The sequence below is a fragment of the Psychrobacter submarinus genome, from assembly GCF_904846685.1.
GTDB classification, from domain to species: domain Bacteria; phylum Pseudomonadota; class Gammaproteobacteria; order Pseudomonadales; family Moraxellaceae; genus Psychrobacter; species Psychrobacter submarinus.
The window spans coordinates 140,394-163,713 of record NZ_CAJHBQ010000001.1 but is presented as its reverse complement, the minus strand read 5'-3'; the positions used below and the strand labels follow the sequence as shown (position 1 = coordinate 163,713).

22 protein-coding genes and 1 tRNA gene are annotated in these 23,320 nt (G+C 44.8%); 15 read left to right on the top strand and 8 right to left on the bottom strand.

The annotated features are described in order from the left end of the window. Nucleotides 1-100 precede the first annotated feature (100 nt). From trpB to JMY03_RS00835, 6 genes are all read left to right on the top strand, one after another. Nucleotides 101-1,366 carry a tryptophan synthase subunit beta gene (trpB, locus tag JMY03_RS00860; RefSeq protein WP_201600113.1) on the top strand — a complete coding sequence of 422 codons (1,266 nt, stop codon included), beginning with the start codon at nucleotides 101-103 and terminating at the stop codon, nucleotides 1,364-1,366. Nucleotides 1,367-1,437: 71 nt separating this feature from the next. Further along, nucleotides 1,438-2,256 carry a tryptophan synthase subunit alpha gene (gene trpA, locus JMY03_RS00855; protein ID WP_201600111.1) on the top strand — a complete coding sequence of 273 codons (819 nt, stop codon included), beginning with the start codon at nucleotides 1,438-1,440 and terminating at the stop codon, nucleotides 2,254-2,256. A 236-nt stretch (nucleotides 2,257-2,492) separates the two neighbouring features. Further along, on the top strand, nucleotides 2,493-3,410 hold the full coding sequence (gene accD, locus JMY03_RS00850; protein ID WP_390879983.1) for an acetyl-CoA carboxylase, carboxyltransferase subunit beta: 918 nt from the start codon (nucleotides 2,493-2,495) through the stop codon (nucleotides 3,408-3,410). Nucleotides 3,411-3,606: 196 nt separating this feature from the next. Continuing rightward, a complete protein-coding gene (gene folC, locus JMY03_RS00845) occupies nucleotides 3,607-5,037 on the top strand; it encodes a bifunctional tetrahydrofolate synthase/dihydrofolate synthase (RefSeq protein ID WP_201600101.1) in 1,431 nt (476 codons plus the stop codon). 314 nt (nucleotides 5,038-5,351) lie between these two features. Continuing rightward, entirely contained in the window at nucleotides 5,352-6,581 is a 1,230-nt protein-coding gene (locus tag JMY03_RS00840; RefSeq protein ID WP_201600098.1) for an SPOR and LysM peptidoglycan-binding domain-containing protein, read from the top strand. A gap of 216 nt (nucleotides 6,582-6,797) precedes the next feature. Beyond that, a complete protein-coding gene (locus tag JMY03_RS00835; RefSeq protein ID WP_201600085.1) occupies nucleotides 6,798-7,328 on the top strand; it encodes a DUF2726 domain-containing protein in 531 nt (176 codons plus the stop codon). Nucleotides 7,329-7,342: 14 nt separating this feature from the next. On the opposite strand, the gene JMY03_RS00830 is transcribed toward JMY03_RS00835, so the two are convergent. The 8 genes from JMY03_RS00830 to gatC all read right to left on the bottom strand — a co-directional run bounded on the left by JMY03_RS00830 (nucleotide 7,343) and on the right by gatC (nucleotide 15,100). Continuing rightward, complete coding sequence (locus JMY03_RS00830; RefSeq protein WP_201600083.1) at nucleotides 7,343-8,308, bottom strand: DUF1853 family protein; 966 nt, start codon at nucleotides 8,306-8,308, stop codon at nucleotides 7,343-7,345. Between the two features lie 963 nt (nucleotides 8,309-9,271). After that, nucleotides 9,272-9,589: an STAS-like domain-containing protein gene (locus JMY03_RS00825; protein ID WP_201600081.1), complete on the bottom strand. Its 318-nt coding sequence runs from the start codon at nucleotides 9,587-9,589 to the stop codon at nucleotides 9,272-9,274. Between the two features lie 10 nt (nucleotides 9,590-9,599). After that, nucleotides 9,600-10,667, bottom strand: a complete 1,068-nt coding sequence (locus tag JMY03_RS00820) for a hypothetical protein (RefSeq protein ID WP_201600079.1) — start codon at nucleotides 10,665-10,667, stop codon at nucleotides 9,600-9,602. Between the two features lie 199 nt (nucleotides 10,668-10,866). Further along, a tRNA-Pro gene (locus JMY03_RS00815) sits at nucleotides 10,867-10,943 on the bottom strand. A gap of 109 nt (nucleotides 10,944-11,052) precedes the next feature. Continuing rightward, nucleotides 11,053-12,555, bottom strand: coding sequence for an Asp-tRNA(Asn)/Glu-tRNA(Gln) amidotransferase subunit GatB (gatB, locus tag JMY03_RS00810; protein ID WP_227675437.1), 1,503 nt, complete (start codon nucleotides 12,553-12,555; stop codon nucleotides 11,053-11,055). Nucleotides 12,556-12,721: 166 nt separating this feature from the next. Beyond that, nucleotides 12,722-13,060 (bottom strand): hypothetical protein, encoded by a 339-nt coding sequence (locus tag JMY03_RS00805; protein ID WP_201600074.1) that lies wholly within the window; start codon nucleotides 13,058-13,060, stop codon nucleotides 12,722-12,724. 96 nt (nucleotides 13,061-13,156) lie between these two features. Then, on the bottom strand, nucleotides 13,157-14,653 hold the full coding sequence (gene gatA / locus JMY03_RS00800; RefSeq protein WP_201600071.1) for an Asp-tRNA(Asn)/Glu-tRNA(Gln) amidotransferase subunit GatA: 1,497 nt from the start codon (nucleotides 14,651-14,653) through the stop codon (nucleotides 13,157-13,159). A 120-nt stretch (nucleotides 14,654-14,773) separates the two neighbouring features. Further along, entirely contained in the window at nucleotides 14,774-15,100 is a 327-nt protein-coding gene (gene gatC / locus JMY03_RS00795) for an Asp-tRNA(Asn)/Glu-tRNA(Gln) amidotransferase subunit GatC (RefSeq protein WP_025644431.1), read from the bottom strand. Between the two features lie 664 nt (nucleotides 15,101-15,764). On the opposite strand from gatC, the gene JMY03_RS00790 reads away from it, so the two are divergent. The 9 genes from JMY03_RS00790 to rplW all read left to right on the top strand — a co-directional run bounded on the left by JMY03_RS00790 (nucleotide 15,765) and on the right by rplW (nucleotide 23,315). Then, nucleotides 15,765-16,802 carry a rod shape-determining protein gene (locus tag JMY03_RS00790; protein WP_025644429.1) on the top strand — a complete coding sequence of 346 codons (1,038 nt, stop codon included), beginning with the start codon at nucleotides 15,765-15,767 and terminating at the stop codon, nucleotides 16,800-16,802. 186 nt (nucleotides 16,803-16,988) lie between these two features. Further along, entirely contained in the window at nucleotides 16,989-17,840 is an 852-nt protein-coding gene (mreC, locus tag JMY03_RS00785) for a rod shape-determining protein MreC (RefSeq protein ID WP_201558523.1), read from the top strand. A 146-nt stretch (nucleotides 17,841-17,986) separates the two neighbouring features. Further along, nucleotides 17,987-18,472, top strand: coding sequence for a rod shape-determining protein MreD (mreD, locus tag JMY03_RS00780; protein ID WP_025644425.1), 486 nt, complete (start codon nucleotides 17,987-17,989; stop codon nucleotides 18,470-18,472). Nucleotides 18,473-18,585: 113 nt separating this feature from the next. Next, nucleotides 18,586-19,245, top strand: a complete 660-nt coding sequence (locus JMY03_RS00775) for a Maf family protein (protein WP_037058727.1) — start codon at nucleotides 18,586-18,588, stop codon at nucleotides 19,243-19,245. 132 nt (nucleotides 19,246-19,377) lie between these two features. Continuing rightward, the gene (locus JMY03_RS00770) at nucleotides 19,378-21,018 is read left to right on the top strand and encodes an Rne/Rng family ribonuclease (protein ID WP_201600068.1); all 1,641 of its coding nucleotides are present in this window, start codon (nucleotides 19,378-19,380) and stop codon (nucleotides 21,016-21,018) included. Nucleotides 21,019-21,352: 334 nt separating this feature from the next. Beyond that, nucleotides 21,353-21,664 (top strand): 30S ribosomal protein S10, encoded by a 312-nt coding sequence (rpsJ, locus tag JMY03_RS00765; protein WP_025644420.1) that lies wholly within the window; start codon nucleotides 21,353-21,355, stop codon nucleotides 21,662-21,664. Nucleotides 21,665-21,712: 48 nt separating this feature from the next. Next, nucleotides 21,713-22,351 (top strand): 50S ribosomal protein L3, encoded by a 639-nt coding sequence (gene rplC / locus JMY03_RS00760; RefSeq protein ID WP_201600065.1) that lies wholly within the window; start codon nucleotides 21,713-21,715, stop codon nucleotides 22,349-22,351. Between the two features lie 14 nt (nucleotides 22,352-22,365). Further along, on the top strand, nucleotides 22,366-22,968 hold the full coding sequence (gene rplD, locus JMY03_RS00755; RefSeq protein ID WP_025644417.1) for a 50S ribosomal protein L4: 603 nt from the start codon (nucleotides 22,366-22,368) through the stop codon (nucleotides 22,966-22,968). Further along, nucleotides 22,965-23,315: a 50S ribosomal protein L23 gene (rplW, locus tag JMY03_RS00750; protein WP_025644414.1), complete on the top strand. Its 351-nt coding sequence runs from the start codon at nucleotides 22,965-22,967 to the stop codon at nucleotides 23,313-23,315. Before rplD ends, rplW begins: the two co-directional genes overlap by 4 nt. The last annotated feature ends 5 nt before the right edge of the window (nucleotides 23,316-23,320 follow it).

Below are 23,320 nucleotides of genomic sequence, written 5' to 3'. Positions count from 1 at the left end.
AGAGTTTTATCGATTTATTTATAAGCCCTATATTGTTTTAATCGTTTGGCCTTTAATTTATAAGCATTTTTAACCTATATGTTATCTACAGGATATTTTGATGAGTACTACAACCGAAAATAATTCAGCACAAACGATCAATACTTTTACCAATCCAAAAGACGTCGCCGATTTCAATCAATACCCTGATTCTCGTGGTCATTTTGGCGTGCATGGCGGCCGCTTTGTGTCTGAGACTTTGATGGCAGCGCTAGAAGAGCTTGAGACACTATACACCAAAGTCAAAGCTGATCCGGATTTTTGGGAGGAGTATCATAACGATTTGGTCAATTACGTCGGTCGTCCAACACCGCTGTATCATGCCAAGCGTTTAAGCGATGAAATCGGCGGCGCGCAAATTTACTTTAAGCGTGAAGATCTCAATCATACCGGCGCGCACAAGGTCAATAATACTATCGGGCAGGCGCTACTCGCCAAAATGTGCGGTAAAAAACGCATTATCGCGGAGACAGGAGCGGGTCAGCACGGCGTGGCAACCGCGACTATCGCCGCACGTTTGGGCTTAGAGTGCATCGTCTATATGGGCGCAGACGACGTCGAACGACAAAAGATGAACGTCTACCGTATGCGTCTCTTAGGCACGACTGTCGTGCCAGTGACTTCAGGGTCGCGCACCTTAAAAGATGCAATGAACGAAGCCATGCGCGATTGGGTCACCAATGTCGATACGACTTATTATATTATTGGTACGGTCGCAGGCCCGCATCCTTATCCGCTACTGGTGCGTGATTTCCAAGCGATCATCGGTAAAGAGACGCGTGTACAGCACTTGCAACAAACGGGTAAGTTACCTGACGCACTAGTCGCTTGTGTTGGCGGCGGCTCGAATGCTATTGGTCTGTTTTTTGACTTCTTAAACGATACCAATGTGAAGATGTATGGTGTCGAAGCTACAGGCGATGGTATCGAAAGTGGTCGTCATTCAGCGCCACTTGCGGCGGGCCGTATCGGCGTGTTGCATGGTAATCGTACGTATCTAATGGCAGATGATGAAGGCCAAATTCAAGAGACGCATTCTATCTCGGCAGGTCTTGATTATCCAGGTGTTGGTCCTGAGCATAGTTTCCTAAAAGACATGAACCGGGTTGAATATGTTGGCTGTACCGACAAAGAGGCGTTAGAGGGCTTCCATGAAGTGACGCGTAAAGAAGGTATTATTCCAGCTTTAGAAACGTCTCATGCTTGTGCTTATGCATTAAAACTGGCCAAAACCATGTCACCTGAGCAGACTATCGTGGTGAATATGTCAGGTCGCGGCGATAAAGATTTGCATTCAGTGATGAAGGCGGAAGGGATTGAGCTGTAGCATTCAATAATATGATTAACAGAGGCTAATAATAGCCTCTTGTTTTTATTAAATAATAACTAGAGAAAATTATGACCCGAATTGAAAGCACCTTTGAAACTTTAAAATCACAGAACAAAAAAGCGCTGATTCCGTACGTGATGGCAGGCGATCCCAATCCGAGTAACTTTGTTGGCTTGCTACATGATCTTGTCAAACACGGCGCCGATATGATCGAAGTCGGTTTACCGTTTTCAGATCCTATGGCCGATGGCCCAACCGTAGCTTTAGCAGGCGAGCGCGCGTTAGCGGCAGGTACCAGCACTCGTGATGCGCTAAATATGGTAAGCGAGTTTCGTAAGCAAGATACACAGACGCCTATTATCCTGATGGGCTATCTTAACCCTGTGGAAATCATTGGCTATGATAACTTTGTGCAGCTGTGTGAACAGGCAGGGGTTGATGGTCTCTTGATGGTGGACCTGCCGCCAGCCGAGGCGGGCAGCTTTACTCAGCATCTATCCGAGCATGCGATGAATGAGATTTTCTTATTATCGCCGACGACTTTACCTGAGCGCCGTGAGCAAGTCTTGACCCATTGTGGCGGTTATATTTATTACGTGTCACTCAAAGGCGTTACCGGATCTGCTACGCTCGATACTGATGATGTCGCGCAGCAAGTACAAGCGATTAAGGCAGAGACGGATTTGCCAGTTTGTGTTGGTTTTGGTATTCGTGATGGTGCGTCTGCCAAAGCCATTGGCGAGCACGCCGATGGGGTCATTGTGGGGAGTGCCTTAGTGCAGAACTTTGCTGATATCGATGCCAATGATAGCAAGGCGGTAGCGGAAGCACAGCAGCGTATTATGACCAAAATGGATGAGCTAAGAGACGCTTTAGATAGTTTGTAATATTATCGTCAGTGCGGGTTTTATATACTATTACTCCAGTAAACTATCGAGAAAAGCCGTTAATAGCAATATGTTGAATGGCTTTGCTAATTTTAGTTTACGTGTGTAAACTAAGACCATATCTGCAATGATGCATGAGCAATCATTCATAATACTATAAACGGTTATGCGCAAACGTGCCGGATAACCTTTTGATAATGGCGAATAATATGACTGAAACTATAGAAAAAACTGAGATGTCAGAGGACAGTGCCAAAATCAGTGCCAAAACCAGTACCGATATGGCAGGCCAATCGTGGTTTAATCGTCCCGTACCGGGCGTTAAGCAGCAGCTCACGCCGCAACTGACTGCAGTTGAGACTGAGCCTTCAACTAAGTGCCCGAACTGCCTGTCGATGATCACCAATACGGCGCTTATCTTTAACTGTTATGTTTGTCCGCACTGCGATCATCATCTGGCGATGACTGCTCGTGAGCGCTTGCAATGGTTTTTGGAGCAAGTCGATGGCGAGATTGGGCAGGAGTTTGTCGCAAAAGACCCGTTAGGCTTCGTCGATAGCAAACCTTATCCTGAGCGTATGACGCAAGCCCAGACTAAGACGGGCGAGAGCGAAGCGCTGATTGTGCTATATGGCAAGCTACGCAATCTTGAAGTCGTGGCCTGTGCTTTTGACTTTCAATTTATGGGCGGCTCGATGGGCTCAGTGGTTGGCGATCGATTTGTACAAGCGGCGGAGAAGTCCTTAGCAGAGCGTAAACCGTTAGTTTGTTTTGCTGCTTCTGGTGGTGCGCGTATGCAAGAAGGGTTACTGTCCTTGATGCAGATGGCGCGTACCGCAGCTGCGGTTGAGCGTCTGCGTTTGGCAGGTATTCCTTATATCGTGGTGTTGACCAATCCCGTTTACGGCGGCGTGACGGCATCGCTTGCCATGCTTGGTGATATCCATTTAGCCGAACCAAAAGCGATGATAGGCTTTGCCGGCAAGCGCGTCATTGAGCAAACCGTACGCGAGACCTTAGAAGAGCCTTTCCAGCGCGCTGAGTTTTTATTAGAGCACGGCGTTGTAGATGAAGTGGTGCATCGTCATCAAATGATAGATACCATTTATCGCCTGCTTGCTAAGCTTTGTCATCAGCCAAACGTGGATGCTTAGCTCTGCATTTAAGCTGTTTTTAAAGTACACTTAGCACACTTTTAATAGCATTTATCGTCAAAAGCGGTAAGTGCTATTTTTTGGTTTTGACTTGTCATTTTGAATTGGGGTTTTGATTGAATTTGCTATACACTTTGAGGCAAATATAATGACGATTTATAGCTTTTTTTACGCCCATTTTTGATATAGGTTATTTATGGACTCTTCTTCTTTGACTTCGCAGGCGTATAAGCCGACTAAAGACTCTAGCCTGACGGAATGGCTAGATTATATGCAGCAAATCCACGTCTCAGCGATAGATATGGGGCTCTCCAGAGTGCTGCCGGTCGCTGAGCGTTTAGGAGTCGTCCAGTCGGCCAAAGAAAATACCTACGTTTTTACGGTAGCAGGCACCAATGGTAAGGGCTCCACGACTGCGATGATCAGTGAGCTGTGTCAAGCTGCGGGATATAAAACCGCGCTGTATCAGTCGCCGCACTTAATTGAGTTCAATGAGCGCGTACGTATTAATGGCCAGATGGTTAGTGATAAGACTTTGATAGCGGCTTTTGAGCAAGTTGAGGCCGCAAGGCTGCAATGCGGACTAACCTTATCCTTTTTTGAGATGACGACTTTAGCCGCGCTTTTGATATTTGCGACCGCAGACTGCGAGGTTTGGGTGCTAGAAGTTGGCTTGGGCGGGCGCTTAGATGTGGTCAATATCATCGATCCTGATCTGGCAGTGATTACCAATATCGGTATCGATCACGTGGATTGGCTCGGAGACAACCTTGAAGATATCGGCCGTGAAAAGGCAGGTATTTTACGTGAAGGTATTCCCCTGATTTACGGCGCTACTGAAATGCCCGCCAGCGTTGCAGAACTTGTTGAGCAGCATAATGTCACTTGCTATCAAGTGGGACAGGATTTTTATTACCGTGAAGTTAAGAGTAGTAGCGAAGATAAGATAAATACTAAGCTTAATAATGAGCTTAATAACGAGCTTAATAACGAGCTTAATACTAATGCTAAGCCCACTTGGCAATATAGTAATGCGGCAGTGACACTGCAACTACCGCGGCCAAAACTGTCACTGACCAATACTGCTAATGCGGTATCAGCCGTGCTAGCCAGTCCTCTCGATATCGGCATTGACGCTATCAAGCAAGCCTTGGGTAGCGTTCAGCTAGCAGGGCGTTTTGATTATCGGCAGCTGGCTGATCGCCATTGGCTATTCGATGTCGCCCATAACGAGCATGGCGTTGATTTTATGCTCGCGCAGTTAGTAGCGCTTTGGCAGCAGCACAAGCAACTGGCCGGTAATAAAACCGCGACGATTAAGGTAGTGTTTTCTATGCTCGCAGATAAGGATATCGAGCTGGTTGTTCAACGTTTAACGCAAGCTGATTTGCCGATGTCTGAGTGGTTTATCGCTGAGATAGATTATCCAAGAGCAGCGAGCGTTGAGCAATTAGTAGCCGCGATGAGCGCTTATATTCCTCAAGAGCGCATCCATACTTTTGAGAGTTTACAGCAGGCGGCGCAAGCGGCTATTTTGGCGAGTCAGCCACACGATCTCCTGCTAGTTTGCGGCTCTTTTCATACCATTGGCGAGACGCTTTCAGCTTTAACCCTTGAGCCAACATAGCGCTAGAACAGAGCCGCAAACTAACATGGTCAAGCTAAAAACATTAAGCTCAGCCGATAAGTAGTTTGATTTAGCTTTTGTTAGGTAACGCAGTTTGCATAGTCTGTTGAAGTATCCTGTTAGCAGACAATATGAAAAAATTGTTTTATAATCAAAGCGCTTTGTTATGATAATAAAAGGCTTTATAAATGAATGAGTGCTATTTTTTCGTAAAAATAGTATTCATTTATCACATAAGTTTGCAGTATAAGCAGTGCGTATAAAGCTTTGAGGGTATGAAATGATCATTGTTACCAACTGAGGAAATGAAACGGATGAATTTTTCTAGACAAGCCTTATTGGGCATCGGCATGATTATTGGCGGTAGCGTGATGCTATATGCCATGGTGCAACAGATTGGAACCAATGATAATACCGCTGCGGCCCCAGCTATCGTTGAGACTAGCGCTGAAGAGCAACAGGCCGTGACCCCGTTGACCACAGATATCGAAACTGAAAAAAAGCTATTGGCTCAAAAACAAAAAGAGCGTGCCCTACGAGTAGCGGAACAAGAAAAGCGTGCCGAGCAGTTTTTGGCTGAGCAAGAGTCTGCAGAGGCCAAAGCACTCGCTAAAGCACGCGCAGAAAACCAACGCTATATCGATAATGCCACGCCCAAAGCTGCTGAAGAAGAAGCGATACAAGAAACGCCCATCACATCAGACACCCCTGCAGTACAGACGCAGCAAGATACCGTGACAGTGACACCTACTAGTACGAGCGCAAACGCTGTAAGTAACGACAGTCGCATTGAAGAAGAAAAGCGCCGCGCCGCTGAAGCAAAAAGAGCAGCTGAGCAAGAGCAGCAGCGCGCTGCTCAACAAAAGGCAGAAGCTGAGGCCCGAGAAAAAGCGGCAGCCAAAGAACAAGCCGAACGCAAAGCTGCCGAGCAAAGAGCGGCAGAACAAAAGGCCGCTGAACAAAGAGCCGCTGAAAACAAGGCAGCTGAGCAAAAAGCGCAAGCGGCTGAATCCGAGCCACCAAGCTCACCAAGCGAATACAAAGTCAAGTCCGGTGATGGCTTAATCAAGCTAGCACGTCGGTACAATGTGCCCGTTGAAGCCTTGGCCCAAGCCAATAACACCTCACCATCTGCTACCTTACAATTAGGGCAGACGATTACCATTCCTTCGCGTAAACAGATTCAGCGCTTAGAGCGTGAGGCGGCAGAAGCAGAGCGTAAGCGGGAACAAGAAAAAGCGCAAGCACAAGCAAAGCGTGATGCGCAGCAGCGCTTGGTAGAGGCTCGTAGAGAAGCGAAACAAACCGATGCTAAGGGCAGCTTTGGCGTACAAGTCTCGCTAGCTAGCGATCAAGCCGGTGCCGATAGAGTCGCCAAAAAATTCAAAGATGCAGGCTATCAAGTGACAACGAGTAAGACCAGTCGCGGTGTCCGCGTCGTCGTTGGTCCTGAGCGCGGTAAAGTGGCCGCATTAGCGCTAAAAGATAAGATTAACAACGACCCCAAAGTAGATACTAGCGGTGCTTGGGTCAAATATTGGTAAACACTTACTTTCTTATGAGTATCTATCTTTAGCTCGAAACCATCTATAGCGCAAAACTTTAGCTTAAAACACGACATGTATTGTCGTGTTTTTTATTTTATAGATTGCTGATTGAGTTAAGCTTGTATACGATAGCGGCTGCTTTTCTATTTCCTACTGTATGACTTATCAGCCTACAAAGGCTGGGCGGTCGCCTCAAATTTATAAGGTAAACCTATGTCACTTGGCATTGTATTTCTGCTCGCAGCTATCGGCTTTTTGACTCTGATAGTGGTGATAAAGCATCAGTCAAATTCAAAAAGAGAAGAGCCGGCTCCTGCACCGGTAGGTGGTGACGATTTGGCGATTTGGCCTTTTGCGCCGATGCCTATTATGACCGATACCGAAGTCATCTTTTTTAATAAGCTCAAAAATGCCCTCCCTGAATATCATATCTTCGTCCAAGTTCAGTTGTCCCGCATTATCGAAGCCAACTCTGAGGAGGCCAGCGAGCGCAGCTTTTGGTTTAATCGCATCTGCCGGCAAAGCGTCGATTATGTGATTACCGATATCGACGCACAAACCACTTTAGTCGCCATCGAACTGGATGACTGGACTCACAGCAGTAAATCGCGGCAAAAGGCCGACGATAAAAAAGACAAAGCACTAGCCAGTGCCGGTATCGCTATCGTCCGCTTTCATGCTGAGCGTATGCCGAGCGCCGATATGCTCAGATACGAGATTATGCAGGTCATTGAGAACTATTGAAACAAGGCTCCACCTTAGAGTTTATTCTCACTACTAGCGCTCACATAAGGGTAAATCACCAGTGGGCGCTCTTCTATGAAGTATAACCCCGCTTTAGGTGGCTGTCCCGTTGACCCTAGTGGCAGACTAAATAACGACTGATGCTCGTCATAAAAGTCGCGCTTGGTGAACCACTCGATATAGTGGGCTTGGCGTAGCGAGCTTTTATCGAGATGAGCAAGAGTAGTTTCATCGTTTATATCGCACCATTCATGCATAGGAAATGTCGGCTCTAGCCAGTCAGGATAAGTAAAATCAGTACAATGAACAGGCAAAAAGAAGCGACCTTTGATCACTCCATAACGTTTATCAATCTTGACGCGCCCATGATCCTCAGTATCTACCCAAACGCTGCGAAACTGCTTATTTTGCATATAAGTCATTTTGCGCTGAAGATTATCGTTTGAATTGATGCCAACCCAGTCTTGCGGTGCGAATGGCTGCGAGCCCATAAAGAACTTAATCGCTAACTCCCAATGCTCCGTCTGCTGCTGCACATGATTATAAAGAATTAAATCAAGCTCACCTACCGTTTGCTTATCATTATACAGTTGAATATTACTGGCTAAGGTCTCAAACGCGTGCAGCCCACGTGCAAACCCGTCTTCTAACCAAAACGATAGCAAGCCTTCAAAGTGAAAGCCTAAACGATTCGGACTAGGCCGCGATAATAGATAACGCGTCAAATCTTGATAAGCGTTAGTGTTATCAAGCTGCTCTAAGCGCTGCTGGTACGCTTGAAACTGCGCTAGCCAAAACTCACTATTATGAACCGCGATGGGATGAGTAATTTGATCTGGCGAGAAGTCGATCCAGTGAGTTAAGATGTTAGGGCAAGCAAGTACATACGCCAAATCACGCACATAGGGTCGCTTATACGCTTCCCAAGGTTCATCATCTATGAGGCGATTATGTGTGGGTTTATTGATAGGCTCGGGCATAGGATAAACCATCATTGTGATGTAGCATTTACCCTAACGGCTTGCTCTGTAAAAGTCTAGTTATGGTGAGTATCTGCTAATATTGAAGCAATCAGATAGTTAATAGTTTCGATGATTAATTCTTGAAATGAGTTCGCTACAGTAAGCATTTTAGTCTACAAGCGATGGACAGAAAAATAGAGATACTAGACTTCTTGCATAAGTCATTGCTAGCCCTTATAACTGCGTCAGTGGAAGTCAATAAACTGATACTTTTGCAAGAGGTCTGCTAAGTTAGTAATTATGAATTTGATAACTTGAAAAATGCAAGTAGATATCTTAATACGTTTACTTAAAGACTAAAATTTTATATTTATTTTTGAAGATATTAAGCCCAGAGCCTTTATAATAAATGAAGGGCTATTAACTGTGCTGAAGTATCTTTATAATAAATGAAGATTAAGAAGCATAAAAAAGCCAGTCATTAATCGTAATGGCTGGCTTTTCGTTCATAATAATTTATATATTCTACTTACTATTTTATTGGCAAGCATATGAACTTTGAGAGTAGTAGGTAATTTATTGATCATATCTCCAAATAAATCCGTTTCTATATTCTCAGGGGACTCGACTGGAGTATGCATCTCAATATATTCTAGCAATTCTGTACACTCTCTCGACAGTATATCGAACTCGTGTTTTTTAAAAAATAGAGTAGGAGCGTTCGATTTAAAGTTATCAATACTTTTCAATAATATTTTAGAATTAAATTCATACTCACCTTGAGAACGGGCATAGGGGAAGGTGTTACAAGAATTTAAAGCAATAGTAGTTATAATATCAAGACGATTGATCACTTCATCTAAACAACGATGCTGTTTAGTTTTAAGGTTCTGATAATGAAAAAAAATAACAGCTAATATAATTGAAAATACAGTTAAATAATCAATTATATTTAGATTTAGAGCCTTAATATAATATAGTTTAAGCCTCTTTTACGTATCTTAATATCTTTTCTCTAATTTCAGGATAATCATTAGCTTCTATAATGAATTTATTAGAAAAATTACTTTTAGTTATATTTTTCTTACGAATAAGCCCAGCGAAAGACTGTTCCAAAAAAGAAGAACCTGCTGATAATATGCCATCGAAATTAACTATAATTTTCTCGTCTTCAGGAATACTCTTCATGACACGAACTAAATAATCATAAAAGTGTTCACCCGTATAGCTTCCATCAGTATAGGATCTACCTGAAGGCATTAAAGAAAAATCTTTAGCGACATTAATTGTTGCCATCATTACAAACTCCCTAAACTAATCTAATAACCCAAGAAATTACGGTACCTTCAATTTTTGATTCAAAATCGTCGAAGTTTTTGTTAAGAGATACCTCTTTAGCACTACCGTCTGAGTTAGATTGTAGTAAATAACTACCACTTTTACTTAATACTGAGGTGTGTACCTGCTCAATCTCTGGAAATTCATCCGTTCTTCTAACCAAATCTAATATATCATTAAAGCCTTTTCCTCTACCCTTTTCTTTGGTACGAGTAGTGTCTAAATTTGTAGCAAGCTGTATTAGCTTAGAGTCAGAATGATCTTTTAATGAAGCTAAATTTGCTCCTAGTATTACTTCTTTAGCCTTGTTCGCCTTTCCTTGAAAAAATTCTAAAATAGATAGAGGCGCTGTTTCAGGAATAGTTACCCCTAAATCAGATACTACAACTACAATGCACTTCTCATCAATGCGTGTAAGAGCATACCACTTTTGAAAATCAATATTTGAGCTATCTGTATAAGCATGCTGAATAACGTTATTAATAGCTTCATTAATAGCAGTTACTAGCTTGAAAGGGATAGTCTGATCATCAAACTTCTGGTAAATCATTAACATATGATTTTGCATATCTTCTGGTAAATCACAGTTATTTCCTGAAAACATATGCCAGTTATCAACAATCTCTATATGCTTATTCTTTCTAATTTTACTTAACCCAAATACCTTGTCTAAACCTAAGAGCGTAAAAACAGCTCTAGGTACTATGCTTTGGCTATGACGTGATTTGAACTTTGCATCAATATATTTATACTTATTTAATACATGTACCAAGTGGAGAGCTGTCAAAGGTTCAATCAGTTCTAGCTTTCTAAAATCAAGGTATAACTGATTATAAGTGTTTTGTGGTAAGGAACTCAATACCTTTAGTATTTTAGTTCTCTCGTTACTATGAAATAGACTCAATTTCTTATTGAACTCAATTCGCTTCTTACTATGAGAAATTAGCCTAATAGTTCTATCTTCTTTACTATGGCTCTTTCTCATTTTTATATTGAGCTTTTTGAGCCGATCCTTTTGTTCTGATGTTGTCTTTTTCATTGAGAGGCTACTATAGCTAATAGGATAAGTAACAATAACAGAATTACTGGAGATGTCTATCTACAGAAAGTAGATATAAGTCTAATACTTCAAGATGGATTCCAACTTATTCTAATATTATAAAAAAATTTAAATTAAGTATGATTTTCCGAAGTCAGAAAAAAGAGCAGACAATTAATGCCTGCCCTAAATCTATGTTTGGTCGGAACGGCAGGATTTGAACCTGCGACCACTACACCCCCAGTGTAGTGCGCTACCAGACTGCGCTACGCCCCGAATGACTGCTATTCTACCCAAATTTCTTTAGATTGCAAGAGCTAATTGTTACGGCGCTTTATCACCTTTTAATTGCACTTATAACAGCCATAGCTCTCTTACTGACGCTCTAGCCAAGCAGCTCTTTTAAGATCTGATTGACTTGCTGAGGGTTAGCACTACCGCGGCTGGCTTTCATTACTTGCCCGACCAGACCGTTAAAGGCTTTCTCTTTACCGCCTTTATACTCATCGACCATGGTTTGATTGTTGGCGATCACCTCTTCGACCATCGCTTTAATCGCGCCGGTGTCAGTTTCTTGCTTGAGACCTTTATCTTTGATGATAATATCTGCGGCATCATCGCCGTCGCCACCTTCACGTGCGTATAAAGCGCTAAAGACTTTCTTGGCCAATTTACCTGATAAAGTATCATCAAACAGTCTGGCAAGCAGTCCTGCTAGCTGTTTAGCGCTGATAGGAGAGTCGGTAATATCTGTATCATCCTTATTGAGCGCGCCGAGCAGATCGCCCATGACCCAGTTTGCGGCAGTCTTAGCATTGTCTTGCCCAACCTCAGCAACGACGTCTTCGAAGTAGTCGGCAATCGCACGGCTACCAGTTAGGATACGCGCATCGTATTCTGATAGCTCAAGCTCATTCTCGAAACGCTCACGGCGACGAGCAGGCAGCTCAGGCATCGCCGCTTTTATTGCATCAATGGTGGCTTGCTCGATACGTACAGGTAGCAAGTCAGGATCAGGGAAGTAGCGATAGTCATTGGCGTCTTCTTTGGTACGCATGACGCGGGTTTCATCTTTTTCAAGATCATAGAGCATCGTCGCTTGCACGACTTTACCACCGTCCTCGATAATATCGATTTGACGTTCGATCTCACGAGCGATAGCGCGTTCGATTGAACGAAATGAGTTTAGATTTTTTAGCTCAGTACGAGTGCCAAGCTCACCGCCTGGCTGACGCACAGAGACGTTACAATCGCAGCGGAACGAGCCTTCTGCCATGATGGCGTCTGAGATACCAAGCCAAGTCACGAGTTGATGGATGGCTTTGATATAAGCCAAAGCTTCGGCCGCTGAGCGCATATCTGGTTCAGAGACGATCTCGATGAGCGGCGTGCCAGCACGGTTCAGATCGACACCCGTCATCCCATCGATTGCATCGTGGACAGACTTGCCAGCATCCTCTTCTAAATGCGCGCGAGTGATACCCATACGTTTATGATATTCATTCTTTTCGCCTTCATTAACCACGACATCGATATAGCCTTTGCCGACGATAGGGTTTGCCATTTGCGTGATTTGATAGCCTTTAGGCAAGTCAGGATAAAAGTAGTTTTTACGATCAAAGGTATTAAATAGTCCTAATTCGGCATCGACGCCGATACCGAACTTTAAGGCGCGGTCGACAACACCTGTATTTAAGACAGGTAATACACCAGGGAGACCTAGATCAACGATACTCGCCTGAGTGTTTGGCTCATTACCAAAGTCGGTAGGGGCGCTTGAGAATATTTTACTGTCGGTATTGAGTTGACAGTGAATCTCAATACCGATGACGACTTCATAGCCGTCGACGAGCAGCTCTTTACGAGTTGCAAATTCTGTCATTTCCATCATAAAATCCTATCGAAAAATTAAATAAAACAGGGGTATGCTAAAAGTCTTCTAGGCTCATAGTCGCGAGCGACGATAATAGTATTTGTGCCCATTTATCGTCTTATCGTAGTTCATTAGCTCGCTACCGCCGAATGTGTCGTGCTGTTAGCTCAGCTTTCAGACTTTAATAGCTATTCATCAGTTGGGTATAAGTATCTGAGAAAACCTCACTATCGCCGCCGCTTTGATAATAAGCGGGGATAATGTAGCTGACCAAGATCTTAAAATCGCCTTGCAAATACAGATCACTTACCAAAGGCTCGGCTTGCTTTGCATCCCTTTCCTCAAAACCGTAAGGAGCAATCGTCTCTTCAAACTTGCTATAGAAAGTCTTGAAAAAGCTTGGACTATCTTCAAAGTTTTTATCAAAAAACGCCTCTAACTCTTTTAGCTTAGCCTGCAAGCCAGCTGCTTGGTCATTATCTAAGCCGTAATCTTGTTTCAACATATCGATAACAGTCATCTTATATCCTTATTAGAGTCCAGTTTTACTCAGCAAAACCAATCAGCAAAACCAAGTAGTCTTATACTGTAAGTGATTTGACCATCAACAGATAACTTATACGTTTTGCTTCGCGATAAGCGAGTTTTGCAAGTGATGATCAGTATGTTGCTGAAACAGATGCGCGGTGCTCAGCAGTTTACTCTCTTGCCAATACTGACCAATGAGCTGTAGACCGACAGGTAAGCCATCAGAGGTTAGACCTACTGGTTGGCTAAGTGCTGGCAAGCCTGCCAAATTGACCCCGATAGTATAAACGTCGCCTAGATACATAGCGGCTGGATCTAGGTTGTCACTGAGCTTATAAGCAGTAGTTGGCGCAGTAGGACTGGCGATGACATCGCAATGAGTAAAGGCCTTGTCGAAGTCCTCAACAATCATACGGCGTACTTTTTGTGCTTTGGTATAATAAGCATCAAAGTATCCCGCCGATAGCGCATAGGTGCCGGTCAAGATACGGCGCTGCACCTCAGGACCAAAACCTTCAGAACGCGAGCGCGTGTAAAGATCAGTCAAATCTTTTGGCTCTTCGCAGCGATAGCCAAAGCGCACGCCATCGAAGCGTGACAAGTTAGAGGAAGCCTCAGCAGGGGCCAACATATAATAAGTCGCGAGCGTGATGTCAGGGTTAGTAATGTTAACCTCTACAATCGTCGCGCCAAGCGCCTCGTATTGTTTTAGTGCCGCGCGCACGGTTTGTTCGACCTCTTTGTTCAAACCTTCGGTGAAGTAGTCTTTTGCGACACCGATACGCAGACCATCAAGAGGCTTGTCACCCGCTGCAGCTTCAGCGTCTTTGATATCTTGTACATAGTCTGGAATGTCATGTTTGACGGAGGTAGCATCGCGCTCATCATGGCTGACCATAGGCTGCAAAAGATAAGCGCAGTCTTGCGCGCTACGACCCATAGTGCCTGCTTGATCGAGACTTGACGCATAAGCAATCATGCCAAAACGCGAGACGCGGCCATAAGTGGGCTTAATACCGGTTAAACCACAAAACGATGCCGGCTGACGAATAGAGCCGCCGGTATCGCTAGCGGTTGCCATAGGTACAAATCCTGCCGCTACTGCTGCCGCGCTACCCCCTGATGAGCCACCAGGAACGCGCTCTAGGTTCCAAGGGTTTTGCACCTTGCCATAATATGAGCTGCTATTGTCTGAGCCCATCGCAAACTCATCCATATTGAGCTTACCTAGATTAATCATCCCAGCCTCGCGGATGTTACTGACGATAGTCGCGTCATAAGGCGAGATAAAGTTATGCAGCATCTTCGAGCCACAAGTGGTCAATACCCCTTGAGTACAAAAGATATCTTTGTGCGCCATTGGTACGCCTAGCAGTGGGCGTTTGTCGCCTTGAGCACGCATAGCATCAGCGGCGCTGGCTTGCGCGCGAGCGCTATCAAAGATTGTGGTAATAAAGCTATTAACTTGGTTATCTAAGCTTTCTATACGCTTGATATAATGTTCGGTCAGCTCTAGACTGCTGAATTGCTTGTCCTGCAAGCCTGTAATCAGCTGCTCGGTGGATAAGAGATGCATCTCAGACATAAGGTGTCGTCCGTTATAGTTATAAGGCTAAGAGTTATGAAGCTAGTAGTTATAAAGCTAATTAAAAAAAGCTAAATGAGAAATAAAAGTAGAAGGGCCTATTAAGCTGGTGTCTATAGGCTATTCAATCACTTGCGGTACGAGATAGAGACCGTCTTCGACTGCAGGTGCCATAGACTGGTTACGCTCGCGGTCGATATCATGTTTGGCGACGTCGCTGCGTAGTTCTTGGCAGACTTCATGAATATTAGATAAAGCCTTAATACCTGTAGTATCAACGCCGCCTAGAGTTTTCATCAGGCCTAATACTTTACTGATATCTTCAGCGTAGCTACCAGCGGTGTCTGTATCCACTCCTAAACGTGCTAAGGTGGCGATTTCTAAAATCTCTTCACGGCTTACATGGTCGTGCTCAATAGAGGTTTTGTCGGGTGCTTGCTGTGACATAATTTCTCCAACGAAAGGTAAATAATAAAAGTGCTGTGGCCCCTTGATAAGTCTCATTAATAAGAGACGCTTATCTGTATTCAAAAGCTTAAAATTCAAAATCTCAAAGGGCGAGCTGATACGCGATAGCCATATGAGTGTTATTATAAAGCATCTAAGCTAAGTTTACAGAGTAGAGGTGCATATTAGCCACCAATTGACCACAATGTATTGACGATGTTGTCCTAAATTTGCTCTTTAATTTTATTATTCTTGCCGTTACTTCTACCGGCATTTCACTACTTCTTAAAGAGAGGTTGTCTCAGCTATAAATTTGTTTTGATGAGTACAGCGTCGTAATAAAAACTAGCATAGACGGATGATACCTTGTATCTTAGTTGCACTAATTAAAAACGGCATCAATTATGAACGGCATCGCTTTAGTTTTTGTAACAAATTCTAGCATTTAAGATGTTATTTATTACTTCACTCCTGTAAATAGCCATGTTTTTTTTATCCTAAATCGGTATAATTTAGCCCACTTTCATCTTTGTAGTTTAGGGCCCTCTTGTTGTATAGGTAAGCTTTCGTTACCATAGGCGGTAAATACCGACCTTACACTGCCAATAAGTACGCCTTAGCCGTTTCATTCGCCTCATTTGCCTTCATTTGTAAGACGCTGGATATAATAGTCATGAACCTGTTTGGATTTTTATCAAGTAATATCGCCATTGATCTTGGCACTGCCAACACCTTAATTTTTATCCCTAATAAAGGGGTAGTGCTCGATGAGCCAACAGTCGTTGCTTTGCGCAGCAATCGCACTCAAAATCCGACGGTTGCGGCGGTAGGTATCGATGCCAAGCAAATGCTAGGTCGAACGCCGGCGAACATTACCGCTATTAGGCCTTTAAAAGATGGCGTCATCGCTGATTTTGAAGTGACGCAAAAGATGCTCAAACACTTCATTACTAAGGTAAAAGCCAAACGCTTTTTGGCTCAGCCTAACGTGGTGGTTTGTGTACCTTGTAAGTCAACGCTAGTAGAGCGCAAAGCCATTCGTGAAGCGGTATCTTCAGCAGGTGCAAGCAAAGTCTTGTTGCTAGAGGAGCCAATGGCAGCGGCTATTGGTGCTGGCATGCCTGTCCATGAAGCAAGTGGCTCTATGGTGGTCGATATTGGCGGCGGTACTACTGAGATTGCAGTTATCGCGCTATCGGGCTGTGTTTATGCTGAGTCTATCCGTATTGGCGGTGATATCTTTGATGAAGCGATCATCACGCATGTGCGCCGTACTCACGGCTGCGTGATCGGTGAAACCACTGCCGAGCGCATCAAGACTGAAGTCGGTTCAGCGCTCAATGAAGAAGAGCAGCTAGAAGTAGAGGTTCGTGGCCGTAGTATGGCTGAAGGGGTGCCTAAAACCTTTACGATCAATTCGCAAGAGATTCAAAAAGCGTTAAGTGATCCGCTAAGTGGTATCGTCAGTGCGGTCAAAGCCGCGCTTGAGCAGACCCCGCCTGAGCTGTCTTCGGACATCGCTGAGCGCGGTATCGTCTTGACCGGCGGCGGTGCTTTGCTACGCGATTTGGATAAGCTTGTCTCAAGAGAGACCGGCCTACCGGTGACAGTCGCTGAAGATCCATTAACTTGTGTTAGTCGCGGCGGCGGTATGGCGCTTGATTTTATTAATAACAAAAGCTTGAATATGATCTTCGTTTAACCGCTTAAGCGTCTAAGTCAATGGGCAGCTTAGTCAATGAGCAGCTTAGTATGAGCAGCTTAGTAAATGAGCAACCCTCATTAAATTTATCGATAAAGGCGGTCATAAGGCGGCCTTTATTGCTATCAGTTATAGATATTTAATAACCGCTTAGCCCTTATACTCTTTAAAGAAGCTAGATCTTATATGACTCCCAGTATTTTTGCTCGTCAGCCTTTGTCATTACGCGTCACTGCTATCGCTCTGATAGTGGCGTTGGTTTTGATGTGGTTTGATAGTAAGAATCCAGAATGGTTCAAGCCGATACGCGATACTAGCCACGCCTCTATGCAGCCGATTTATCAATCAGCGCTGCTCCCAAGCTACGCCAAACATTGGGCGAGTGGAAGGCTACAGTCCAAAGAGTCGCTGCGCCGCGAGAATGTGCAACTCAAGTCGCAGTTGCTACACGCGCAGGCCAAGCTTCAGCAGCAAGATTATATCTTGGCACAAAACGCACGCTTGCAAGGTATTTTATCAACCACAAGACCTGAGCAGTTTGATCTCAATCTGGCGCAAGTTATTGGCACCGATACCAACCTGCTCAAGCAAATCGTGGTGATTAACAAAGGCGAGCGCGATGGCGTCCAAGTGGCACAAACCGTCATCGATGAGCAGGGCATATTAGGGCAAGTCATTAACGTCTATCCCAATACTAGCCGTGTATTACTCATAAGTGATGAGCAGCAATCTGTGGCGGTAACAGTCAAGCGCACCGGTCAGCGCGCGATTGTGACAGGCGTCGGTCTGCCGACCTCTTTGAGTCTAAATTATGTGTTTAAGACCTCAGATGTGCGCGTTGGTGATGTGCTGATATCCTCAGGCCTTGGCGGCCGTATTCCAGCAGGCTACCGCGTCGGTACGATTGCACATATCGAAGATACGCAAGCGGATAACTTTAAGAGCATTAAGGTGACGCCCGCGGCCAATTTTGTGGATAACGCCTACGTCTTAGTGCTACAGGATAAAGAGCGCCCAATTCGTGAGTTAGCGAATTAGAGAAGTAGCTAGTCATTAACTAAGCCGCTAAGAGCCTTATCAGTATCACTTCTAATCGTAACTTAAACAGCAGGCTGTAAGGTTTTTTATCTATGTTTAGCAAACCTATCAGCAATACTCGCTAAGCTTTCGTACAGGTAGCAGTTATGGCGTATCCGGACTCTGAACATCCTACTGGGCTATTGATAAGCGCTATGGTGCTAAGCTTTATTGTCGCTTCATCGCTCAGCGTCTATCCTTTGGGTCAGTATTTGGCTGCGCTACGACCTTTATTTATGGTGATGGTGCTTATTTTTTGGCTATTATTCCAGCCACGTTATGCCGGTGTCTTTCTTGCCTTTACTATAGGTCTTATCGCTGATTTATTGACCGATAGCCTTCTTGGTCAACAGGCTTTTGCTGCTGTGGTCGTGGCCTTTACGATTAGACTCTCTAGTATTTATCTCAAGCAGTTAAATACGCTTAGCGCTTGGATAGTCGCCACCATAAGCTTGTTGGTATTTCAATCGACGCTTTGGTTATTACAACTAATCACCCAAAGCACTTTTATCGCTCAGTCCGCTTTTGCATTAGCGTTAAGTATCATTAGCTGGCCTTTGGTGCTTTTAGTTTTACGCAAGTTTACTCGTTAAGATCAATCATAGGCTTATAAACTAAGCCTAACCATAAGCTTTTGCGATGCTATAAATCCGCGCTTTTATCAATAAACCTGTAAGCAATCAATCCTAAGAACCCTAAAAGTATTATGTCTACTATCATTTTAGCGTCTGGCTCACCGCGTCGTCGTGAGCTGCTAGATTTAGCGCAATTGCGCTTTGACACTATGAGTGTCGATATCGATGAGACGCCTCTTACCGATGAGCTGCCGACCACTTATATAAAGCGGATGGTCAAAGATAAGTCTGATGCAGCTATTGAGCAGTTGAATTTACAGCTAGCGGATCGTACTGAGCGTACGAGTATCTCAAGCACGCCAACGGCTATTGTGTTGACCGCAGATACCATTGGCGTGCTAGCTGATGGCAAGACGGTTTTGGTCAAGCCAGTTGATCGCGCTCATGCGCATAGCATGTGGCAGCAGATGTCTGATAGTACTCATCAAGTCTGGACGGCAGTACGTGCGGTAAAAGTGCAGCTTACTTGCGATGATAAGGGAGTAGAGCTGTGGCAGATCACAGCCGAGCGGCAAATGATGGAGAGTACCGATGTCAGCTTTATCCCGTTAACTCAGGCAATGATGGATAGCTATTGGGACAGCGGTGAGCCGGCAGACAAGGCGGGCGGCTATGGTATTCAGGGCTTAGCAGCTGCTTGGGTTACTCGTATCAGCGGCAGTTATACCAATGTCGTCGGTTTGCCTTTGGCGCAGACTGTCGCTTTGATTGATGAGCTGCAAGTTAGCTAAGAGGAGCAAACTCACATAATGATACGGCAGGGGAGTGGGCAGATGCGCGTGCTATTTGCTACACTATAAATCCTTAACGAGAGTCACTGTCATTAAAGCTGTGTCATATAAGACCATATAAGAAGAGGCATTATGTCTGAAGAGCTGCTGATCAATGTTAGTCCGATGGAGTCGCGCGTAGCAGTTATGGATAATGGGGTACTCAGTGAGATCTACATTGAGCGCCATCATAAACTTGGCTTAGTTGGCAACATCTATTTAGGAACAGTGGTACGAGTGCTGCCTGGTATGCAAGCTGCATTCGTCGACATCGGCCAATCGCGTACTGCTTTTTTGCATGTCAACGATATGCAGCGTCCGCCTAGAGCTGTCAGTAAAAGCGAGCCTAGCCGAAAGCCAGATCCAGCCAGTAACAGCCAAACGACTAGCACGCTTAAGATGCAACAAGACAAGGCTGAAAGCTTAGTGTCGACACTCGCTGCTACGCCGCCGGTAGTCAGCGCTGAAAGTACAGCGGTCAAAACCACTGAAATCGTCTCTGCGGCTAGCCAAAACCTCATTCAACATCGCCTGCATGAAGGTCAGCGCATTTTAGTACAAGTCACTAAAGATCAGCTGGGCAGTAAAGGTGCGCGCCTTACTACTAACATCTCTTTGCCGTCACGTTATTTGGTGTATTTGCCATCTAGTGATCATATCGGCATCTCTCAGCGTATTGATGGCGAGGAGGAGCGCAGCCGCCTAAAGACTGAGCTGACTTGCCTGATGCAAACGGTTAATCTGCAAGGCGGCCTGATCGCGCGTACTGCCGCTGAGCGTGTCCCAGTCAATAAGCTTGAAGAGGATATCTATTATCTGCTGCAGCTGTGGCGTACTATCGGTGCGCGCCGGCAAGAAATGAGACATCATCAAAGCTCAGAGCTTATCTATCAAGAGCTATCGTTGCCGCTACGCTCCATCCGTGATTTAGTCCATATCGATACCGAAAAGGTCATCATCGATGATGCTCAAATCTACGCGCAGCTACGCTACTTTGCCAAAGAGTTTGTGCCTTTTGTTTATGACCGTATTATTCATTATACCGCTGAGCCTGCTTTATTTGATGTCCACCGTGTTGAAGACGATCTAAGCGATGCCCTAAAACGCCGAGTGAACCTAAAATCAGGCGGCTATCTGATTATCGATCAAACTGAAGCGATGACCACTATTGATGTCAATACTGGCTCCTTTGTCGGTGGTAGATCCTTAGAGGATACCGTTTATAAAACCAACCTTGAAGCCACGCATGCAATAGCAAGGCAGCTGCGTCTGCGTAATTTAGGCGGTATTATTATTCTCGACTTTATCGATATGTTGGAGCAAGAGCATAAGGATGATGTCCTAAGCAGCTTGCAGCAGCAATTGACCGAAGATTATGCCAAAACCAATATCACCCAAGTCAGCGAGCTGGGTCTGGTTGAGATGACCCGTAAGCGCACGCGTGAGTCCTTAGGTCAGCAGCTATGTGAGCCTTGTGCCACTTGCGAGGGGCGCGGGTTTGTCAAAACCGCTGAGACTGTCTGCTTTGAGATATTTCGCGAAATTATGCGCTGCGCGCGTACTTATAATTCGCCAAAGAAGTTTATGGTAGTCGCTCATGCAGCAGTGATTGACTTACTGCTAACCACAGAGGCCGATACTGTCGCTGATCTGGAGTATCTACTAGGGCGAGTTATTACCTTTGAGGTAGAGAACTTATACACGCAAGAGCAGTACGATATCGTTTTGGATTAATATTACCCTTGCAATGAGTGACAAGGTGTGTATAATACACACCACTGAATTATAAGCATCCGCCTAAGAAAAAGCGGCTGCTATGACAGCTAGAGCATCGTTTCTAGCACTATTTCATTATGGCTTTGCTGATTTTTCCGATAACTGGAAGAGTCGGCGGGGCTTTAAATTATTTTGCTTTTGGCACGCTGCTGGTTCTCTTCAAGAGCCTGATTTTTCAGAGAAGTCTGACAAAGAATAAGAAGCCGCTTAAAGTAGATCTTTAACCAAACGGCTTATGTTTATCCACTTGCAGCGCAAGAATGAACAAAGCACATATTAGGAGCTTGCTGGCATGGCTAACCAGAGAATCCGTATCCGTCTTAAGTCTTTTGATCATCGTCTGATTGATCAATCGGCACAAGAGATTGTTGATACAGCAAAGCGCACCGGTGCGCAAGTTTGTGGTCCTGTACCGTTGCCGACTCGCATTGAGCGCTTCGACGTTTTAACCTCGCCACACGTCAACAAAGACGCTCGTGACCAGTACGAAATCCGTACTCACAAGCGTATGGTTGATATCGTTCAGCCTACTGACAAAACTGTGGACGCGTTAATGAAGTTAGATTTAGCGGCAGGTGTTGACGTCCAAATTGCTTTGGGTTAATACGCAACAACGCCCAATCCATTAATAGAAGATATAAAGAGGTTTAAAATGGCGATCGGTTTAGTCGGTAAAAAATGCGGCATGACCCGAATCTTCACAGAAGCAGGTGTTTCTATCCCTGTTACTGTGATTGAGGTCGATGCAAACCGCATTACTCAAGTAAAAACTAATGACGTAGATGGCTATCAAGCCATTCAAATCACCACAGGCACTCGTCGTGACAGCCGCGTAACTGCAGCTCAAAAAGGTCACTTCGCAAAAGCTGGCGTTAAAGCGGGCCGCGGTGTTTGGGAATTTCGTACCAATGATAGCGATCTTGAAGGCCGTGAGATTGGTGGTGAGATCCTAGCTGACCTATTTGAACAAGGTCAGATTGTTGATGTCACAGGACAGAGTAAAGGTAAAGGCTTTCAAGGCGGCGTAAAGCGTCATAACTTTAGCATGCAAGACGCCACTCATGGTAACTCAGTCTCTCATCGTGCCCTTGGTTCAACTGGTCAAAACCAGTCACCAGGTAAAGTATTCAAAGGCAAAAAGATGCCAGGTCAGATGGGTAACAAGCGCGTCACCGTACAAGGCCTAGAAGTGGTCTCAGTTGATGCTGAAAAAGGGTTACTTGTCATCAAGGGTGCCATCCCTGGTGCCACCGGTGGCGACGTCATCGTACGTCCGTCAGTCAAAGCCTAAGCAAGGGGATTAACGTGGATTTAAAAACAGTTACAGGTGCGGCGGTTGAGCTTTCTGATACGGCTTTTGGTCGTGAATTCAACGAAGCATTAGTGCATCAAGTCGTCACCGCTTATTTAGCTGGTGCTCGCCAAGGTACACGTGCGCAGAAAACCCGTGCCGAAGTTTCTGGCGGTGGCATCAAGCCATGGCGCCAAAAAGGTACTGGTCGCGCTCGTGCAGGCTCTATTCGTAGCCCAATCTGGCGTTCTGGTGGTCGCGCATTTGCTGCGAAGCCACAAGACTGGTCACAAAAAGTTAACCGCAAAATGTACCGCGGTGCTATGCAGTGCATCCTAGCTGAACTCATTCGCCAAGAGCGTTTGATTTTAGTTGAAGAGATAAGTGTTTCTGCACCTAAGACCAAAGAGCTGATCGCAAAGCTAAATGAATTAGATGCGCCGCGCGCATTGATCGTCACCAAAGAAGTTGACGAGAATTTATATTTAGCTGCTCGCAATATTCCACACGTCAATGTACTAGGTACATCTGAAGTGGATCCAGTGAGCCTGATCGCCTTTGACAAAGTCATCATGTCAGTTGAAGCTGCGAAACAATTTGAGGAAGCACTAGCATGAATAACGCAAGACTTTATCAGGTCTTAAGAGGACCTGTATTCTCAGAAAAATCTCAAATGCTTGGTGATTCATTTGGTGTGCAAGTATTCAAAGTTGATTCTAATGCCACTAAGCTTGAAATCAAAAAAGCAGTTGAGTTGATGTTTGAAGGTGTTGAAGTCACTAAGGTGAACACTTTGAATGTTAAAGGTAAGACAAAGCGTTTTGGTAGAAGCATCGGCCGTCGTAATGACTTCAAAAAAGCCTATGTTACCTTAAAAGCTGGTCAAGATGTACAAATGGCTGATGCTGGTGAAGAGGTCGCAAATACGACTGATTCTACTAGTGAAACAGCGAACAACGAATAAGGATT

Bases quoted from the DNA above. Each gene is read 5' to 3' on its own strand.
- trpB (WP_201600113.1), top strand. From the start codon at position 101: ATGAGTACTACAACCGAAAATAATTCAGCACAAACGATCAATACTTTT.
- trpA (WP_201600111.1), top strand. From the start codon at position 1,438: ATGACCCGAATTGAAAGCACCTTTGAAACTTTAAAATCACAGAACAAA.
- accD (WP_390879983.1), top strand. From the start codon at position 2,493: ATGTCAGAGGACAGTGCCAAAATCAGTGCCAAAACCAGTACCGATATG.
- folC (WP_201600101.1), top strand. From the start codon at position 3,607: ATGGACTCTTCTTCTTTGACTTCGCAGGCGTATAAGCCGACTAAAGAC.
- JMY03_RS00840 (WP_201600098.1), top strand. From the start codon at position 5,352: ATGAATTTTTCTAGACAAGCCTTATTGGGCATCGGCATGATTATTGGC.
- JMY03_RS00835 (WP_201600085.1), top strand. From the start codon at position 6,798: ATGTCACTTGGCATTGTATTTCTGCTCGCAGCTATCGGCTTTTTGACT.
- JMY03_RS00830 (WP_201600083.1), bottom strand. From the start codon at position 8,308: ATGCCCGAGCCTATCAATAAACCCACACATAATCGCCTCATAGATGAT.
- JMY03_RS00825 (WP_201600081.1), bottom strand. From the start codon at position 9,589: ATGATGGCAACAATTAATGTCGCTAAAGATTTTTCTTTAATGCCTTCA.
- JMY03_RS00820 (WP_201600079.1), bottom strand. From the start codon at position 10,667: ATGAAAAAGACAACATCAGAACAAAAGGATCGGCTCAAAAAGCTCAAT.
- gatB (WP_227675437.1), bottom strand. From the start codon at position 12,555: ATGGAAATGACAGAATTTGCAACTCGTAAAGAGCTGCTCGTCGACGGC.
- JMY03_RS00805 (WP_201600074.1), bottom strand. From the start codon at position 13,060: ATGACTGTTATCGATATGTTGAAACAAGATTACGGCTTAGATAATGAC.
- gatA (WP_201600071.1), bottom strand. From the start codon at position 14,653: ATGTCTGAGATGCATCTCTTATCCACCGAGCAGCTGATTACAGGCTTG.
- gatC (WP_025644431.1), bottom strand. From the start codon at position 15,100: ATGTCACAGCAAGCACCCGACAAAACCTCTATTGAGCACGACCATGTA.
- mreC (WP_201558523.1), top strand. From the start codon at position 16,989: ATGACTCCCAGTATTTTTGCTCGTCAGCCTTTGTCATTACGCGTCACT.
- mreD (WP_025644425.1), top strand. From the start codon at position 17,987: ATGGCGTATCCGGACTCTGAACATCCTACTGGGCTATTGATAAGCGCT.
- JMY03_RS00775 (WP_037058727.1), top strand. From the start codon at position 18,586: ATGTCTACTATCATTTTAGCGTCTGGCTCACCGCGTCGTCGTGAGCTG.
- JMY03_RS00770 (WP_201600068.1), top strand. From the start codon at position 19,378: ATGTCTGAAGAGCTGCTGATCAATGTTAGTCCGATGGAGTCGCGCGTA.
- rpsJ (WP_025644420.1), top strand. From the start codon at position 21,353: ATGGCTAACCAGAGAATCCGTATCCGTCTTAAGTCTTTTGATCATCGT.
- rplC (WP_201600065.1), top strand. From the start codon at position 21,713: ATGGCGATCGGTTTAGTCGGTAAAAAATGCGGCATGACCCGAATCTTC.
- rplW (WP_025644414.1), top strand. From the start codon at position 22,965: ATGAATAACGCAAGACTTTATCAGGTCTTAAGAGGACCTGTATTCTCA.